At 63.7% G+C, this 16,185-nt stretch carries 13 protein-coding genes; 8 read left to right on the top strand and 5 right to left on the bottom strand.

What is annotated here, in order from left to right; all coding sequences use genetic code 11:
* Window positions 1–41: 41 nt before the first annotated feature.
* Window positions 42–1,703: a pilus assembly protein TadG-related protein gene (locus tag A7X65_RS32315; protein WP_063692938.1), complete on the bottom strand. Its 1,662-nt coding sequence runs from the start codon at window positions 1,701–1,703 to the stop codon at window positions 42–44.
* Window position 1,704: 1 nt separating this feature from the next.
* A complete protein-coding gene (locus A7X65_RS32310; protein WP_063692937.1) occupies window positions 1,705–2,115 on the bottom strand; it encodes a TadE/TadG family type IV pilus assembly protein in 411 nt (136 codons plus the stop codon).
* Window positions 2,116–2,412: 297 nt separating this feature from the next.
* On the opposite strand from A7X65_RS32310, the gene A7X65_RS32305 reads away from it, so the two are divergent.
* The gene (locus tag A7X65_RS32305; protein WP_063692935.1) at window positions 2,413–3,276 is read left to right on the top strand and encodes a LysR family transcriptional regulator; all 864 of its coding nucleotides are present in this window, start codon (window positions 2,413–2,415) and stop codon (window positions 3,274–3,276) included.
* Between the two features lie 9 nt (window positions 3,277–3,285).
* Here the strand turns inward: A7X65_RS32305 and A7X65_RS32300 are convergent, their stop codons facing one another.
* Window positions 3,286–4,623, bottom strand: a complete 1,338-nt coding sequence (locus tag A7X65_RS32300; RefSeq protein WP_063692933.1) for an MFS transporter — start codon at window positions 4,621–4,623, stop codon at window positions 3,286–3,288.
* A gap of 181 nt (window positions 4,624–4,804) precedes the next feature.
* Between A7X65_RS32300 and cyoA the strand changes: the two genes are divergently transcribed.
* From cyoA to A7X65_RS32265, 7 genes are read left to right on the top strand one after another with little or no spacing between them, the layout of a single operon-like run.
* The gene (gene cyoA / locus A7X65_RS32295; RefSeq protein WP_063692931.1) at window positions 4,805–5,965 is read left to right on the top strand and encodes a ubiquinol oxidase subunit II; all 1,161 of its coding nucleotides are present in this window, start codon (window positions 4,805–4,807) and stop codon (window positions 5,963–5,965) included.
* Between the two features lie 11 nt (window positions 5,966–5,976).
* Complete coding sequence (gene cyoB / locus A7X65_RS32290) at window positions 5,977–7,974, top strand: cytochrome o ubiquinol oxidase subunit I (protein ID WP_063692929.1); 1,998 nt, start codon at window positions 5,977–5,979, stop codon at window positions 7,972–7,974.
* Entirely contained in the window at window positions 7,975–8,604 is a 630-nt protein-coding gene (gene cyoC, locus A7X65_RS32285; protein ID WP_063692927.1) for a cytochrome o ubiquinol oxidase subunit III, read from the top strand.
* Window positions 8,601–8,981, top strand: coding sequence for a cytochrome o ubiquinol oxidase subunit IV (gene cyoD / locus A7X65_RS32280; RefSeq protein WP_063692926.1), 381 nt, complete (start codon window positions 8,601–8,603; stop codon window positions 8,979–8,981). Before cyoC ends, cyoD begins: the two co-directional genes overlap by 4 nt.
* Complete coding sequence (locus A7X65_RS32275) at window positions 8,978–9,850, top strand: SURF1 family protein (RefSeq protein WP_063692924.1); 873 nt, start codon at window positions 8,978–8,980, stop codon at window positions 9,848–9,850. The genes cyoD and A7X65_RS32275 overlap by 4 nt, the downstream gene beginning before the upstream one ends.
* A complete protein-coding gene (locus A7X65_RS32270) occupies window positions 9,822–11,222 on the top strand; it encodes an ATP-binding protein (protein ID WP_063692922.1) in 1,401 nt (466 codons plus the stop codon). Before A7X65_RS32275 ends, A7X65_RS32270 begins: the two co-directional genes overlap by 29 nt.
* Window positions 11,212–11,745 carry a response regulator transcription factor gene (locus tag A7X65_RS32265; protein ID WP_063692920.1) on the top strand — a complete coding sequence of 178 codons (534 nt, stop codon included), beginning with the start codon at window positions 11,212–11,214 and terminating at the stop codon, window positions 11,743–11,745. The genes A7X65_RS32270 and A7X65_RS32265 overlap by 11 nt, the downstream gene beginning before the upstream one ends.
* Before the next feature lie 9 nt (window positions 11,746–11,754).
* On the opposite strand, the gene A7X65_RS32260 is transcribed toward A7X65_RS32265, so the two are convergent.
* Both A7X65_RS32260 and A7X65_RS32255 read right to left on the bottom strand, forming a co-directional pair.
* Complete coding sequence (locus tag A7X65_RS32260; protein WP_063692919.1) at window positions 11,755–14,625, bottom strand: nSTAND1 domain-containing NTPase; 2,871 nt, start codon at window positions 14,623–14,625, stop codon at window positions 11,755–11,757.
* Entirely contained in the window at window positions 14,618–16,138 is a 1,521-nt protein-coding gene (locus tag A7X65_RS32255; RefSeq protein WP_063692917.1) for a toll/interleukin-1 receptor domain-containing protein, read from the bottom strand. Before A7X65_RS32255 ends, A7X65_RS32260 begins: the two co-directional genes overlap by 8 nt.
* Window positions 16,139–16,185: the final 47 nt, after the last annotated feature.

The raw sequence follows: 16,185 nt of genomic DNA, 5'->3' as shown, positions 1-16,185 counted from the left end.
TCGATCGCTCGGCAAATTCCGCCGTCGTCCCCTCCTGCACGCTAGTTGACCAGCACCGCGCCGTCGCAACGGACACCCGACACCCACACATCCGCCTGACCGACGCCGACCCCGAGCGTCGACAGCACCGACGCCACGAGCAGGTCGATCGAGCTGGTCGATCCCGACAGGATGCCGCTGACGGACGACGTTAGCCCCGGGATCGGAATGCCGACGCCGCTGACGGTGAGCGAGAGATCGCCGAGCAGGCTCGACGTCAGAGACGAGGTGAAGTTTCGCGTGCTGACCGTCTTCGCCAGCTGCGACTGGATGTCGACATAGGTGAACTCGACCGAGGTCGGCGAGGTATTCCCGATTGCCGCATGCGCGCGGCCGGAGATGTTGAAGCCGCCGACATTGACGAGCACGGCCGGCGGCGGATTTGGCTTGCTGGTGAAATTCGTCATGTCCGCCGTCGAGACGTTGCCGATCCAGGCATCCACGAGGCCCGGCGTCACGCCCAGCGTCACCGTCGAGTTGGTGATATTCGCGCGGCTGCACGAAATGGCGTCGAGCGTGGCCGTGCCTTGCGCGATCTCGACATAGAGCGGCAGATTGATGGCCGGAACGATTCCGCTGCCGCCGATCTGGACCATCAGGAGGATCCGCGTCTGGGCGGTATGGACGCTCGCGCCCTGCGTGCCGACCGCGACCCAGCTCGAGCCCACGGGCCGTTCGCCGACGGTCACGACGAGGCTCGCGGCGGTGATGCCCGGCAACCCCAGGCTCACGGGCGCCGTGATCTGGTGCGTGCCGTTGGCCACCTCCGCGATCGCCGAAAGCAGGCTGAAGACCGAGACGCTGACGCCGACCTTCGGCTTCTGGCCGGCGATCATGCCGCCATAGGGCCCCAGATCGATCACCGAGCCGACGCTGACCTTGGTCGAGAGACCGGACAGCGCCTGCGATATGCCCGACAGAGCGGTGGTTGCCGAGCTCGCACCGTTGGTCGCCTGCTGGGCGGCGAGCGCTGCAGCAACCGCGTCCGGCAATTTGACGTTGCCCGACAGCAGGTCGTTGTATGTCACGCCGGTGAGACTCAGGCGCGTCGCCAGGGCCGACAGGAAGTCGAATGCGTCGATCCGCGCATTGACCAGCGCCTGGTAGTCCATGGCCGACAGCGAGACGGTCGTCCCGAGCATGCCGCCGAGTATCGCGTTGAGCAGGCCTCCGTTGAGAGACACCAGTCGCGATCCGATGGCGAACGAGGCGAATGCCGTGCTCGACGCCGTCGCCTGCGTGCTGATCGCGAACTTGTCCTTGCCGGTGATGTAGCGGGCGAAATACAGCGGCGTTTCGGTCTTCAACGTCACGCGCGCGGCATTGGCGGTACCGGGAGACGGCGTGACGAACCGCGCCTGCGGTGCCGCCGCGGGATTGGGCGTGTAGGTGCCGACGTCGACGGAGACCAGCGACGCCGCCGGGTAGTTGTTTTTCACGACAGTTGCCGAGGCGGCATTGTAGGCGTTGGACAGATTGCTCGCAGCGACGATGGCAGCGAGGTCGGCAGCGCCCTGGGCTTTACGCCTGTCCGTGAAGATCGCGCCGACATCGACGCCGAGCGCGGTGCAGCCGATGACGAGCGTCATCAGACAAGCACTCATGATGGTAAAATTGCCCGAGCGATCCGCCGCGAAACGGGAGATGAGTGTCGCCAGCCTCATCTCAGAATCCTCCATTGGGAATGACCGCCGATCTCGAGATCGACTGCGGCAGCGGAGGGACGAACGGAAGCGCGAAGATGAAGCTGGCGGAAGCGTCGTAGTTGACCTTCACGATATAGGCATTCGGATCGGAGCTGGATGGCGCAGCCACGACGTTGATCTTTGCCGCATCCAGCAGAGGATAGCTTCCGACACTGGACGTCACGTAGGACGTGGCAAGACTGTTGCGTTCGCTATCGCTGAGGCCCGCAACCGACGTCCGGGCAGCTTCGGCCGCAAGCTGCTGAACGCCGTGAACCATGGTGAGATAGGATCCGAAGACTACTATGCCGAATATCAGCGCGAGAAACATCGGGAGCATGATGGCGAATTCGACCGCCGTTGCTCCGCTCTGATCTTTTCCAAAACGCATATGACAAGAACCTCAATGCCCCGAGTTTCTACGGAGCTTGAGGAATGCGCATTTACAAGGTATGGATAGTCACACACGCAGCAGTTGAAGTGCTTATGCACGCAAATAGCCATATAGATTTTTGTAACGTGATCGACACCAAAGGCCAATTGCGGTCGAACTTCTGACGCACAACCGTAGAGCGTCGGCCGGCTGCGCCCGAATCACAAGAACACTGATTCTATAGGGAGATAAGTTTCATTGATGCCACCTGCCCGGAGGAGCTGAGTGCTTCGACCGCAGATTCAAAATATTCCCATGGAGACCATGCGAACCGTCGTGGCGATCGCCGAGACGGGCAGCATGTCAAAAGCGGCCGAGCGGCTCAACCTTAGCCAGCCGGCGATCAGTGCGCAGATCAAGCGCCTGCAGGGTCTCATCGGCGGGGAGCTGTTCTCGCGGACCGCGAATGGCACCGTTCTGACCGAGCTTGGCAAGCTCGCGCTTCAACAGGCTCGCCGCATCGTCGACGCGAATGACCAGCTTCTCAGGCTGGGAGGGTCGGATAAATCCGCCGTACGCCGGCTGGGCGTGAGCCAGCTTCTGGCAGAGCAGCTGCTCAACGAGTTCAGCAAGGAAAGCCTCTCCAACATCTTCGTCTCAGCCGAGCTCTCCACCGAGATTCGACGCGGCCTTCTCGAGGGATTTATCGATGTTGCCTGCCTGTTCGTACGCGACAATTTCGGGCAGGACCTCGAGGATCTGATCGTCGGTGAATTCCAGTTCGAGACGAGCTGGGTCAAGTCGAGGGATTTCGTCGCGCGGCCCGGCGCGCCGATCCCGATCATTACGCTGCCCGAGGACAATTGGATGATCGGGCCGCTGGATCGCAGCGGCATTGCCTACCGGATCGTGCTGCGAAGCTCGGATTCCGCCGTGCGCATCAGAGCTGTACGGGCGGGCCTCGGCGTCGCCGCCATGCCGAGCGTCCTCGCCGGATCGGATGTCGTCAAATCCAGGGACTATTATCTGCCGAAACTGCCGCCATCGCGCGCCGTCGTTTGCGTCCGTGACGGGCTCGTCGATGCCGACGTCAAACAGCTGGCAAAGCGACTGTCCACTCTCCTTGCCAAGCTCAACGGCGAGGAGACCTCGCCGCAGAGCCGCATTCCACGCAACTGATCGATCGCCTCAGTTCGCGGAGGAGCCCGCGTCCAGGTCGCCGGCCTCGCGCTGGCCGCTGAGCCAGAGTGCGAGCAGGGTCCAGAACGCGCCGGACAGCAGATACGCACCCGAGGCGATGACGCCGAGATTGGTCGCGAGCAGCAGCGCGACCAGCGGCGCAAAGCCGGCGCCGAACAGCCAGGCCATGTCGGAGGTCAGCGCGGACGCGGTGTAGCGGTACATCTGCTTGAAGTTCGAGGCGATCGCGCCGGAGGACTGGCCGAACGAGAGTCCGAGCAGGATGAAACCGATCACCATGTAGATGGTTTCGCCGAATGCGCCGGCATCGAGCAGCTGCGGAGCAAAGCCGCTGTAGATCGCGATCGCAATCGCCGATCCCATCAGAAGCGATTTGCGGCCGACGCGGTCGGCGATGACGCCGGAGGCCACGATCGCGGCGACGCCGAACACGGCGGCGACGATCTCGATGATCAGGAAGCGCACCGGGCTTTCGCGGGTGAACAGGAACACCCAGGACAGCGGGAACACCGTGACCATGTGGAACAGTGCGAAGCTGGCCAGCGGCGCGAACGCGCCGAGCATGATGTTGTGGCCTTCGCGCGCGACGGTGTCGGAGATGCGCGAGGGCTGCAATTCGCGGGTCTCGAACAGCGAGGCATATTCTTCCGTCGTCACCATGCGCAGGCGGGCGAACAGCGCCACGACGTTGATGGCGAACGCGACGAAGAACGGATAGCGCCAGCCCCAGTCGAAGAAGTCCTCGGCCGACAAATTGCCGGCGAAATAGGCGAACAGCGCGCTCGCCACGATCAGGCCGAGCGGGGCGCCGAGTTGCGGCACCATCGCGTACCAGCCGCGCTGCGAGGCCGGCGCATTCAGCGCCAGCAGCGAGGCCATGCCGTCCCAGGCGCCGCCCCAGGCCAGACCCTGCGCGATGCGCGCCAGCGCCAGCAGCCAGATCGCGGCAACGCCGATCTCGTGATAGCTGGGCAGGAAGGCGAGCGCGACGGTGGCGGTGCCGAGCAGGAACAGCGCCGAGACCAGCTTGGCCGTCTTGCCGTACTCTCGGTCGACCGTCATGAAGATGACGGTGCCGATCGGCCGCGCCAGGAACGCCAGCGCGAAGATCATGAAGGAATAGAGCGTGCCGGTCAGTTCGCTCGTGAACGGGAACACCAGGCGCGGGAATACGATCACCGAGGCGATCGCGTAGACGAAAAAGTCGAAGAATTCCGAGGTGCGGCCGATGATGACGCCGATGGCGATCTCGCCGGGACTGGCCTGGTCGTGGCCGTGCTCGCCCGAGTGGAGGTCTGCCATTGCAGGGGTCTGTGCCGTCGCCATTCGTGCGCCCTTAACGTCCTGAAAACCAAAGCCGACCGCCCGGCGGGGCGCCAGGCAATCTGCCCCTGTCTGACCCAACATCTCGCACTGCAACATTGGACAAATTGTCCAATGTCCGGATTGTTGCGCCGCAGCTACCCCTTGGCCCCGCAAAGGAAACTCATTCTCAAAGGCTCGGCCCGTGTCTCGTCTCAAGATCCTGGCGCTACTACCTCTGGCTGCCGCACTCAGCGGTTGCGACTACGTCGTGCTGGCGCCAGCCGGCGACATCGCTGCCCAGCAGCGCGACCTCGTCATCATCTCCACCGTCCTGATGCTCCTGATCGTCGTCCCCGTGATGGCCCTGACGGTGCTGTTCGCCTGGCGCTACCGCCAGTCCAACACCTCGGCCCGCTACGAGCCGGAATGGGACCACTCGACCAAGCTCGAGCTGGTGATCTGGTCGGCGCCGCTGCTCATCATCGTCTGCCTGGGCGCGCTGACCTGGATGGGCACGCATCTGCTCGACCCCTACCGCACGCTCGGCCGCATCAAGGCGGAGCATGCCGTGGACCAGTCCAGGGCCCCACTCGAGGTCGACGTCGTGGCGCTCGACTGGAAATGGCTCTTTATCTATCCGGACTACGGCATTGCCACCGTCAACGATCTCGCTGCGCCGGTCGATCGTCCGATCACTTTCCGCATCACCGCCTCCTCGGTGATGAACTCGTTCTACATCCCCGCGCTCGCCGGCCAGATCTATGCGATGCCGGGCATGGAGACCAAGCTCCACGCCGTCGTGAACCACGCCGGCACCTACAAGGGCTTCTCGGCCAACTACAGCGGCGCCGGCTTCTCCGGCATGCGCTTCAACTTCCAGGGCCTCGACGACAAGGGCTTTGACGCCTGGGTCGCGCAGGCCAAATCCGCCGGCGGCTCGCTCGGCCGCACCGAATATCTCCAGCTGGAGAAGCCCAGCGAGAACGAGCCGGTGCGCCGCTACGGCACGGTCGATTCCGATCTCTACCGCCTGATCCTCAACATGTGCGTCGAGACCGGCAAGATGTGCCAGAGCGAGATGATGGCGATCGACGCCAAGGGCGGCCGCGGCCATGAAGGCCTGAACAACACCCTGCCGCTCACCTACGACAAGTACGCCCGCCGCGGCACCCCGCTCGGGCCGGAGCCGACCTTCGTCGCCGGCACCTGCACGCCGGATGCGCCGCAGGGCCAGACCACCGCGTCGATCAAGGCCCCGATCGACATCGCGCCGCTCACCGGCGCCGGCCTGAAGCGGCCGACCTTCACGCCGCTGAAGTCCTCGTCCTTCTTCCTCGGACAGCGTCCGAAGTCAGACTCCTAAAGAGAACGCGCATGTCTCCTGATCTTCTCAAGCTCATCTTCGGCCGGCTCGGCTTCGAATCGCTGCCGCTGCACGAGCCGATCGTCGTCGGCACCTTCGCGGTGGTGGCGCTCGGCGGCGCCGCGCTGCTCGGCGGCCTCACCTATTTCCGCCTCTGGGGCTACCTCTGGCGCGAATGGTTCACCACGGTGGACCACAAGCGCATCGGCATCATGTACATGATCCTCGGCATCGTGATGCTGCTGCGGGGCTTTGCCGACGCACTGATGATGCGTGGCCAGCAGATGCTCGCGTTTGGTGGGTCCGAAGGCTATCTCAACGCCCATCACTACGACCAGGTCTTCACCGCCCACGGCGTGATCATGATCTTCTTCGTGGCGATGCCGCTGGTGACCGGCCTGATGAACTACGTCGTGCCGCTGCAGATCGGCGCCCGCGACGTGTCGTTCCCGTTCCTGAACAATTTCAGCTTCTGGATGACGGTCGGCGGCGCGGTGCTGGTGATGGCCTCGCTGTTCATCGGCGAGTTCGCCCGCACCGGCTGGCTGGCTTATCCGCCGCTGTCCAACATCGGCTACAGTCCCGACGTCGGCGTCGACTATTACATCTGGGCGCTGCAGGTCGCCGGCGTCGGAACGACGTTATCCGGCATCAACCTGATCTGTACCATCGTCAAGCTGCGCTGCCCCGGCATGACCATGATGAAGATGCCGGTGTTCACCTGGACCTCGCTCTGCACCAACATCCTGATCGTGGCGTCCTTCCCCGTCTTGACCGTCGTGCTCGCGCTGCTCTCGCTCGACCGCTACGTCGGCACCAACTTCTTCACGAACGATTTCGGCGGCAGCCCGATGATGTACGTGAACCTGATCTGGATCTGGGGCCATCCCGAGGTCTACATCCTGGTTCTCCCCGCCTTCGGCATCTTCTCGGAAGTCACCTCGACCTTCTCCGGCAAGCGGCTGTTCGGCTACACCTCGATGGTCTACGCCACGGTCGTCATCACCATCCTGTCGTACCTGGTGTGGCTGCACCACTTCTTCACGATGGGCTCGGGCGCCAGCGTCAACTCGTTCTTCGGCATCACCACGATGATCATCTCGATCCCGACGGGCGCGAAGATGTTCAACTGGCTGTTCACGATGTATCGCGGCCGCATCCGCTACGAGCTGCCGATGATGTGGACGATCGCCTTCATGCTGACCTTCGTGGTCGGCGGCATGACCGGCGTGCTGCTCGCGGTGCCACCGGCCGACTTCGTCCTGCACAACAGCCTGTTCCTGATCGCGCACTTCCACAACGTGATCATCGGCGGCGTGGTGTTCGGCGCGTTCGCCGGCATCAACTACTGGTTCCCGAAGGCGTTCGGCTTCAAGCTCGATCCGTTCTGGGGCAAGATGTCGTTCTGGTTCTGGGTCACCGGCTTCTACCTGGCCTTCATGCCGCTCTACGTGCTCGGCCTGATGGGCGTGACCCGCCGCCTGCGCGTGTTCGACGATCCGTCCCTGCAGATCTGGTTCGTCATCGCCGCGATCGGTGCGCTGTTCGTCTTCATCGGCATTCTCTCGATGCTGATGCAGTTCGCGGTGAGCCTGCTCAAGCGCGAGCAGCTCAAGGACGTCACCGGCGATCCCTGGGACGCGCGCACGCTGGAATGGGCGACCTCCTCGCCCCCGCCGGACTACAACTTCGCCTTCACCCCCGTCGTTCACGACAATGACGCGTGGTGGGACATGAAGAAGCGCGGCTACCAGCGTCCGCTCACCGGGTTCAGGCCGATCCACATGCCCAGCAGCACCGGCACCGGCGTCATCCTCGCCGGCCTCGCCACCGCGATGGGTTTCGGCCTGATCTGGTACATCTGGTGGCTGGCGGCCGTGAGCTTCGTTGCGATGCTCGTCGTCGGTATCGGTCACACCTTCAACTATCACCGCGACTTCGACATTCCGGCTGAGGACGTCATCCGGACCGAGGACGCGCGTACCAAACTGCTCGCCGGAGCCAAGTAAATGACTGTCGCTGTCAATCCCACGCAAACCGGCGAGCCGCTGTTCTACCTCGCCGACGAACACCCGCATCCGGAAGGCTACAGCACCTCGCTCGGCTTCTGGATCTATCTGATGAGCGACTGCCTCATCTTCGCGATCCTGTTCGCCACCTTCGGCGTGCTCGGCGCCAATTACGCCGCCGGTCCCGCGCCGAAGGACCTGTTCGACCTGAATCTGGTCGCGGTGAACACCTCGATGCTGCTGCTGTCGTCGATCACCTACGGCTTTGCGATGCTGACCATGCAGCAGAACAAGGTCGCGCAGACGCAGATCTGGCTGGCGATCACCGGCCTGTTCGGCCTCGCCTTCATCGGCATCGAGCTCACCGAGTTCGCCCACATGATCCATGAAGGCGCCACGCCGCAGCGCAGCGCCTTCCTGTCCGCCTTCTTCACCCTGGTCGGCACCCACGGTCTGCACGTCTCCTGCGGCCTGATCTGGCTGGTGACCCTGATGGTGCAGGTCGGGAAATTCGGCCTGATCGAGGCCAACCGCCGCCGCCTGATGTGCCTGTCGATGTTCTGGCACTTCCTCGACGTGGTCTGGATCGGCGTCTTCACCTTCGTCTATCTCCTGGGAGTTCTGCGATGAGCACCAATACGCACGCAGCCGGCGCGCACGACCATCATCACGACGACGGCCACGCCCACAGCACCTTCTCGGGCTACATGCTCGGCTTCGTGCTCTCGGTCGTGCTCACCGCGATCCCGTTCTGGCTGGTGATGAGCGGCACGCTGCCGAGCAAGCAGATCACCGCACTGGTCATTATGGCCTTCGCGGTCGTGCAGATCGTCGTGCACATGATCTACTTCCTGCACATGAGCCCCAAGTCCGAGAACGGCTGGAGCATGATGGCGCTTATCTTCACCATCGTCATGGTGGTGATCGCGCTGTCCGGTTCGCTGTGGGTGATGAACCACCTCAACAGCAACATGATGCCCATCCACCAGATGAGCGGAATGAAGTGAGCGATAGCGGGACCGTGACCAGCAAGGCAGACCGGACGCGCGGCAAGGCTGCGCGTCCGCGCCTGTGGGTCACGGTCCTCTCGCTCGCCGCCTTTGCAATTCTGATCGCGCTCGGCGTCTGGCAGATCGAGCGCCGCGCCTGGAAGCTGGCGCTGATCGACCGCGTCGAGCAGCGCGTCCATGCCCCGGCCCAGCCGATCCCAGCACCGGCGGCCTGGCCCGCGGTCACTGCCGCGAACGATGAATACAGGCATGTCAGCCTCGCAGGCCGCTTCCTGCATGACCGGGAAACGCTGGTTCAGGCCGTCACCGAGGAAGGCCCCGGCTATTGGGTGCTGACGCCGCTCCAGCGCCATGACGGGACGCAGGTCCTGGTCAACCGCGGCTTCGTGCCGACCGAGCGGCGCGACGCATCGACGCGCCAGGGCGGCAATCCCGAGGGCGAGGTCGAAATCACCGGCCTCCTGCGCATCACCGAGCCGAAGGGCGGATTCCTCCGCAACAACGTGCCCCAGCACAACCGCTGGTACTCGCGGGACATCGCCGCGATCGCAACGGCACGCGGCCTGCACGATGTCGCGCCCTTTTTCGTCGATGCCGATGCCGGATCACAAAGCGCCCAAGGCCCCGTCCAGGGGCCTATCGGCGGATTGACCGTGATCCGCTTTCCCAATAACCACCTGATCTATGCGCTGACGTGGTTTGCCCTGGCTTTCATGCTGGCCGGTAAATTTTTCGTCACGTTCGGCGGCGGGCTGTTCCGCCGCAAGAAAGCCCGGAAGGGCTTCGTCCACGAACCGGCTGGCGGCCCCGATGCCGCCGCGCGCAGGACGGGATCAGATGCTGGAACGATCGTCGAACAGGCCTGACGACGGAAGACCACAGACGCTCGCCCATGGCGGCGGGCTGGCCGTCACTCTGCAATCGCAGGCGGATACGCGCAGCGAGCTGATTGGCGCTGCGCCCACCGACGACGAGACCAACCGCAAGAACATGGCGCTGCTGATCCAGCTGCGCTGGACCGCGGTGGTCGGCCAGATCGTGACCATCGGCGGTGTGCATTTCTGGCTCGGCATCCCCTTGCCGCTGGAGCGGATGGGCGCGGTGATCGGCGCGCTGGTGTTGCTCAACGTCTCCAGCCTGGTCTGGGTACGCCATCGCGCCGCGATCTCCAGCAACGAGCTGCTGGTCGCCCTGATGCTCGACGTCGCCGCGCTGACCGCGCAGCTCTATCTCAGCGGCGGCGCCACCAATCCCTTCACCTCGCTGTTCCTGCTCCAGGTGACGCTGGCCGCTGTGCTGCTCGATGCCCGCTCGACCTGGTCGCTGGTGGCACTGACCTGCGCCTGCTTCGTCTGGCTGACGCTGGCCTACCGGCCGCTCGAGCTGCCGCCGAATCCGCTCAGCGAGACCTACACGCTCACCGTCGCTGGCATGCTGCTCGGCTTCGCGCTCAACGCCGTGCTGCTGGTCGTGTTCGTCACCCGCATCAACAGGAATTTGCGCGATCGCGACGCGCATCTGGCCGCGCTGCGCCAGCATGCGGCCGAGCAGGACCACATCGTCCGCATGGGCCTGCTCGCCTCCGGCGCAGCGCATGAGCTCGGCACGCCGCTGGCCTCGCTCTCGGTCATCCTCAGCGACTGGCGCCGCATGCCGGACCTCGCCGCCGATCAGGAGCTCGCCGAGGACCTGGCGGAGATGGAGACCTCGCTGCAGCGCTGCAAGTCGATCGTGACAGGCATCCTGGTGTCGGCCGGCGAAGCCCGCGGCGAAGGCTCCTCGCCGACCACCGTGACGGCTTTCGTCACAGACCTGGTCGACGAATGGCGCAACGCCCGTTCGGCGCGCACGCTCTATTTCGTCAACACGTTTGGCGAGGATGTCGCGATCGTCTCGGACATCGCGCTGAAGCAGGTGATCTTCAACGTGCTCGACAACGCCTATGAAGTCTCTCGCGAATGGGTCGAGCTGCTGGCCGAACGCGAGGGCGACAATCTCGTGCTGTCGATCAGCGACCGCGGCCCGGGCTTCGCGCCGGAAATGCTGGCGCAGCTCGGAAAACCCTATCATTCCAGCAAGGGCCGCGCCGGCGGCGGGCTCGGCCTGTTCCTGGTGGTGAATGTGGTGCGAAAACTCGGGGGCACCGTGACCGCAGAGAACCACAGGAAGCGCGGCGCCACGGTGCGCCTGACGCTGCCGCTCGCCACGCTCGCGATCGGAGGCAGCTTTGACGCCTGACCGTTCGCTCATCGTCGTCGAGGACGATGCCGGCTTCGCACGCACGCTGAAGCGTTCCTTCGAGCGCCGCGGCTACGAGGTCGTGCTCGCCGCCTCGATCGAGGAGGTCCGGCAGGTCCTGGAGGGGCGCTCCTTCGGCCACGCCGTGGTCGACCTCAAGCTCGGCGGCGCCTCGGGGCTCGCCTGCGTCGAACTGCTGCACACGCACGACCCCGATATGCTGATCGTGGTGCTCACCGGCTTTGCCAGCATCTCCACCGCCGTCGAGGCGATCAAGCTCGGCGCCTGCCACTACCTCGCGAAACCGTCGAACACCGACGACATCGAAGCCGCCTTCCAAAAGGCCGACGGCAACGCCGACGTCGCGCTCGATGCGCGGCCGACCTCGATCAAGACGCTGGAATGGGAGCGTATTCACCAGACCCTTATCGAGACGGACTTCAACATCTCCGAAGCAGCAAGGCGGCTGGGGATGCACCGGCGCACGTTGGCGCGGAAGCTCGAGAAACGGCCGGTGAAATAGGCTGGCGCCTCACTTCGCCTCGGTCGATTTTTCGGTCGCCTCCTTGAAGGACCCTGTCGCCTGCGCCTCGACCCGCTTGAGCCTGTCCTGGCTCTGAAGCAGGCGATCCTGATAGGCCTTGTCGCCTGCACGGCGCTGCGCAAGCCTCTCGCGGGCGCCCACCTCCTTGCGGTATTGCGCGATGGCCGGATCCATGGACAGGCCTTGCGACGCCGCCCTGTCCTGCTCGACCGCTCCGGCCCTCCCATAGACTCTGCCGAGGCTGTCCAGAATCCTCACGTTGCGTGGATCCTCCTCGTTGAGCGCGGTCAAGATCTGGGCGGCCTTGTCGAGCTCCCGACGCGCAGCATCGTGATCCTTCTTCGTGCCGTAGAGCACCCCACGGTCTTCATAGGAAGCCGCGAGGTTGGCGCGGAGGATCTTGTCGCTGGGATAGGCCCGGAATAGAAGTTCCTGACGATCGACGGCATCCGAGTAACGCAGCAACGCGCCGTCGATATCGACCGAATCCTTGAGCACGCGCCCGATCTTGACCTGGGTAGCGGCGGCCTGGAGCTTCCATTCCATCCGCGAAGCCCCCTGGATCATGGTCGCGTACTCGAAAGCTTGCGTGAACTTCGAGGTAGCGCCGGCAAAGTCCTTCTTGACCTGAAGCGCCTCGCCGGTCTTGTTGATTGCGAACGCCAGCTCGAACCGCTGTAGCGCGAGGTGATCTACGCTCACCTCGTTGATGCTCGTCGGGTTCGCAACGTCGAAGTCCAGCAATCTGGCGGCAATTCGCTCGCTTTCCTTGTAGTTGGCCAGCGCCGCGGCGATTGGCCCCTCACGACGTGCAACCACATTCCCCGCGCCATCGTAAACGGCGGAGTCCTCGAGATCGAGGTCGCCAAGCCTGAAGAGTGCTCCATAGCGCAGGCGCAGCCATCCCTTGTCGTCGGCGCTGCTGTTCAGATAGGAACGCGCAATCTCCTCGGCTCTCGTCGCGTCCCGTCTCGCGGTTGCCTTGTCATCGAGCGCGAGGTTCAGATCAGACGACGTCAGCAACCAGGACGTCTTCAGCTGTGCCACTTGCGCCGTATTGGGAAGGTCGTCGAAACGATCGTACAGTTCCTTCACGATGTCGCGGTACTTCATCGCCGAATCGAGCGATGTCTGGCCGGAGTTGAAGGATTCGAGCACCGCACTCGAGAGACTTCTGGTCGATCGCGCCACGTGGTTGAAGGTCTCGCTTGCCCGGTACAGCGCCGTGCCGCCGACCGCCAGCAGGATCAACGCGACGCCCACGACCGCATATGTCGCGTTCTTGAGCTTTCGGCTGCGACCGCTCGCGGCATAGGAGTCGCGCACAAGACGCTCGACTTCGTTGTAGCCGCCGCCATACCGGGCCGCCCACGCCGCGTTGGGCTTCCACTTGTCCCACCAACCCCAGTAGCGCCTTGCCTGATCGTCGGACAGCCGGGATTCGTTGAGGCTCCGGGAATCCACGCAGGAATGGAGGAAGCGATATCGCTCGCCATCCCGCTGCTCCTGCCGCAGCCAGCCGACTTCGCGCTTGTCGCCGCGTTCGCCGGTTGCGTCCGGGTCGCCTGAAACGCGGGTCCAGCGGCGCAGCAGCGCCTCGTGACCGACGTCGATGATGGTTTCATCCGGCAGGCCAGCGGTCGGTGACGACGACAGGGGTGGAACCAGGAACGAGCATTCGTCCGCTCGAAACTGGTCAAGCACCGCGCAGATATCTTCGCGCGTAGCGCCGGTCTCCGCAATGAGCTGACCGAGCGATCGCGCGCGGCGCACGGCCCGCCCTTCGCTGTCGATCTCGGCGAGCGCACGGAAGACCTGTTCGACGATCTTCTCCCGGCCGGGCAGGGACGAGAATATCTCCTCCGCATGATTGGAGATGGCGCCCGAGAGCCCGCCGATGTCCCTGTAGTCCTGCTCGGTCAAATGCCGCGTGGCGGGTCCCGGAATGGCGCCGCCATCGACGGCTTCCCCCGCGGTTGCGCTGGCCTTGATCCAAAGCCGGGCCAGGCAATGCTGAAGGATCGGCAGCTGATCGAGCTCTTCGCTGCTGTCGTTGAGCAGCCGTTCCACCAGTTCGGACGAGATGGTCGCGCCCGACAATTCGACCGGCCCACGGATCGCCTCCTCGCGCTGGTCGCGGGATAGCGACGGCACGAGAAATTGCGCCGACGACACGGCCTCAGGCAGCCCCTGAAAGCGGGCGCAATCGCCGATGAAATCGGAGCGCATCGTGATCACGACGCGTATCCTGCTATCGTGACTGCGGGTCGCGGCGAGCAGGAGCTGAATGAAATTGATCGCCTCTTCGCGTCGCCGGGACAGCTCGAGGCGCGTGTCGGTCTGGGCACCGGCCGACATGTAGCGGAACAGCTCCTCGAACTGGTCGACCAGCACGACGAGCTGCGTATCGGGATCGGCGGCAACGTAAGGCAGCGCGTCCGTCAGGCCGTGGCTGGAGGCGAACAGCAGGGCCGCGATGCGATCGCGCCGGGCCTCAAAGAATTCGTCGTTGGCGCCGACGACCTTGGCGAGCCCGATCGCCAGTCGATCGATGGGCGCCCGCCCGGGCCTCATTGCCGCGTACTGCCACACCTTCCGGCTTGATTCGTCATTCTCCTGCTCGAGAAGCGGCAGCAACCCGGCACGCACGATCGACGACTTGCCGCTTCCCGAGCTGCCGACCACCGCGATGAAATGGTTGGTCCGCAGCAGCCGGTAGAGGGCGAACGTCTGGTCTTCACGTCCGAAGAAATATTTGTGATCCCGCTTGGCGAAGGGTCTCAGACCCGGAAAAGGTGCTGTCACAACGGCCAACTGGTTGGGAGTGGCAGCAATCAGATCGTTCGTGACTTCACTCATGGGCGCGCTGTTCGGTGTTCGAGCGCAAGATGTGTTTCAGTACCTCGATGCTGGGATTCTCGGTCTGAGCCCAGCTCAGGACGAGATCGATTTCCTTCGACGGGAAAAGTTTCCGGAGCATTTTCTCGTCCTTGCGGCGGTCCGGTGGCGGTCCTGCGATGAGGCCTCGGCACGCGAACTGTTGCGTACGGCCAAGCGTCTGCCAGCTCCGCAGCTCCTTCGACTGCGCTCTAGCCCAGGTCTCCGAGGCCTTTGCCCAGCACATGACCACCGCCGTGCATTCAAACAGTCGCTCACGATGAAATTGCCGCCGCTCGAGATCGGTCGTGTTGTAGTATGCCGGCATGACGTAGTTGATCTCGTGCTCTTCGAGTAACGACGCCACCTCTGCTGCGTAATCGGTGTCCGACTCGTCGTGGCACAGGTAGATGTGATCGAAGTCGACCTGTGGCCGAGGGGGCGGCGGTGGTGGACTGATCTTCCTGAGATGCTCTATCACGAAGTCGATAAAGGGGCTGAGGCTGGCTCCTTCCGTGCGATCCCCGGGTCGTTGAGCACTAAAGCTCTTGAGAGTGTCGATTGGGTCGCGCACGGCTGGGTGACCCGACGGATCATCGAAGGTCTTCGGCGCCCAAATCAGGCGATGAAAGGCTGCGCTATCGTCTGCGCCGGTGGCGGGGATTCGGTCCCCAGCCTTGTTGAGCTGCAGCTTCACGATGTGTTCGAGATCCGCTGGCGCCGGGCCCGCGCTGCGACCCAGGAGATGGATCGATACCTTGGCGTCCTTCAGCTCATTATCGATGAAGTCGATCGCGCCAGTGTCGAGCGGAATGTCGTCGGCAACAGCCGGCACAACGTGGAATCCATCGCGCAGCAATTCCCGATGCACGCGCAAATATTGATCACGCATGTCAGGAGCTGGCTTCGCCAGATATACCTTAATCCCCGGGGGAGGTGGTGGTGGCGGTGGAGGCGGAGGCGGATACTCAAATTTGGCACGTTTGATCAGAATCTGGGCGAGATCGTTGGCCACCGAATAGAATTCTTCGCTCGGCCGCCAGAGCGTGTAGTGAGGACCCGCTTTCGAGAAAAACTGGAATCCGCGCTGTTCCGGCAGCAGCTCAGGACAGCGCTCCTTCGGCACGTGACTTTTGTGCGCCAGGATGATGCGATGTTTGAAATCAAAGTCGCTCTCGTGCTGCCAGCGCTCGCGAAACATCTTGAGCTCAAGTTGGCAGTATTCGCTTGCGAGCCAATGCTCTGACAGGACGATGACGAGGAACGAAGACGCCTCGATGGCGGCGCGGATCGCGGGACGGAATTGGGTGCCATCATCGATGTTGTCGCGATCCCACCAGAGCAAAGGGCTATTTGGTTTTGCGTAATTGAAGTGCCATTCGATTTGCCGAGCCAGAGCCGACACAAATGGCTGCTTGTCCGGATGCTCACCCGGCGGCAGCCGGTTGTCATTCCAGGCGTAAGACATAAAAAATTGGACGCGATTATCCGTCATGCCAATTAATCTCCGCTAATCTCCGCGGTAACCCGCAGGCGGCCGGC

The sequence above is a fragment of the Bradyrhizobium stylosanthis genome (assembly GCF_001641335.1).
Taxonomy (GTDB): domain Bacteria; phylum Pseudomonadota; class Alphaproteobacteria; order Rhizobiales; family Xanthobacteraceae; genus Bradyrhizobium; species Bradyrhizobium stylosanthis.
This window is presented reverse-complemented; position numbering and strand designations above follow the sequence as displayed.

What these genes read in the sequence shown, in the direction of transcription:
- A7X65_RS32300 (WP_063692933.1), bottom strand. Translation starts at nt 4,623, where the DNA reads ATGGCGACGGCACAGACCCCTGCAATGGCAGACCTCCACTCGGGCGAG.
- A7X65_RS32305 (WP_063692935.1), top strand. Translation starts at nt 2,413, where the DNA reads ATGGAGACCATGCGAACCGTCGTGGCGATCGCCGAGACGGGCAGCATG.
- cyoC (WP_063692927.1), top strand. Translation starts at nt 7,975, where the DNA reads ATGACTGTCGCTGTCAATCCCACGCAAACCGGCGAGCCGCTGTTCTAC.
- cyoD (WP_063692926.1), top strand. Translation starts at nt 8,601, where the DNA reads ATGAGCACCAATACGCACGCAGCCGGCGCGCACGACCATCATCACGAC.
- A7X65_RS32310 (WP_063692937.1), bottom strand. Translation starts at nt 2,115, where the DNA reads ATGCGTTTTGGAAAAGATCAGAGCGGAGCAACGGCGGTCGAATTCGCC.
- A7X65_RS32315 (WP_063692938.1), bottom strand. Translation starts at nt 1,703, where the DNA reads ATGAGGCTGGCGACACTCATCTCCCGTTTCGCGGCGGATCGCTCGGGC.
- A7X65_RS32270 (WP_063692922.1), top strand. Translation starts at nt 9,822, where the DNA reads ATGCTGGAACGATCGTCGAACAGGCCTGACGACGGAAGACCACAGACG.
- cyoB (WP_063692929.1), top strand. Translation starts at nt 5,977, where the DNA reads ATGTCTCCTGATCTTCTCAAGCTCATCTTCGGCCGGCTCGGCTTCGAA.
- A7X65_RS32255 (WP_063692917.1), bottom strand. Translation starts at nt 16,138, where the DNA reads ATGACGGATAATCGCGTCCAATTTTTTATGTCTTACGCCTGGAATGAC.
- A7X65_RS32260 (WP_063692919.1), bottom strand. Translation starts at nt 14,625, where the DNA reads ATGAGTGAAGTCACGAACGATCTGATTGCTGCCACTCCCAACCAGTTG.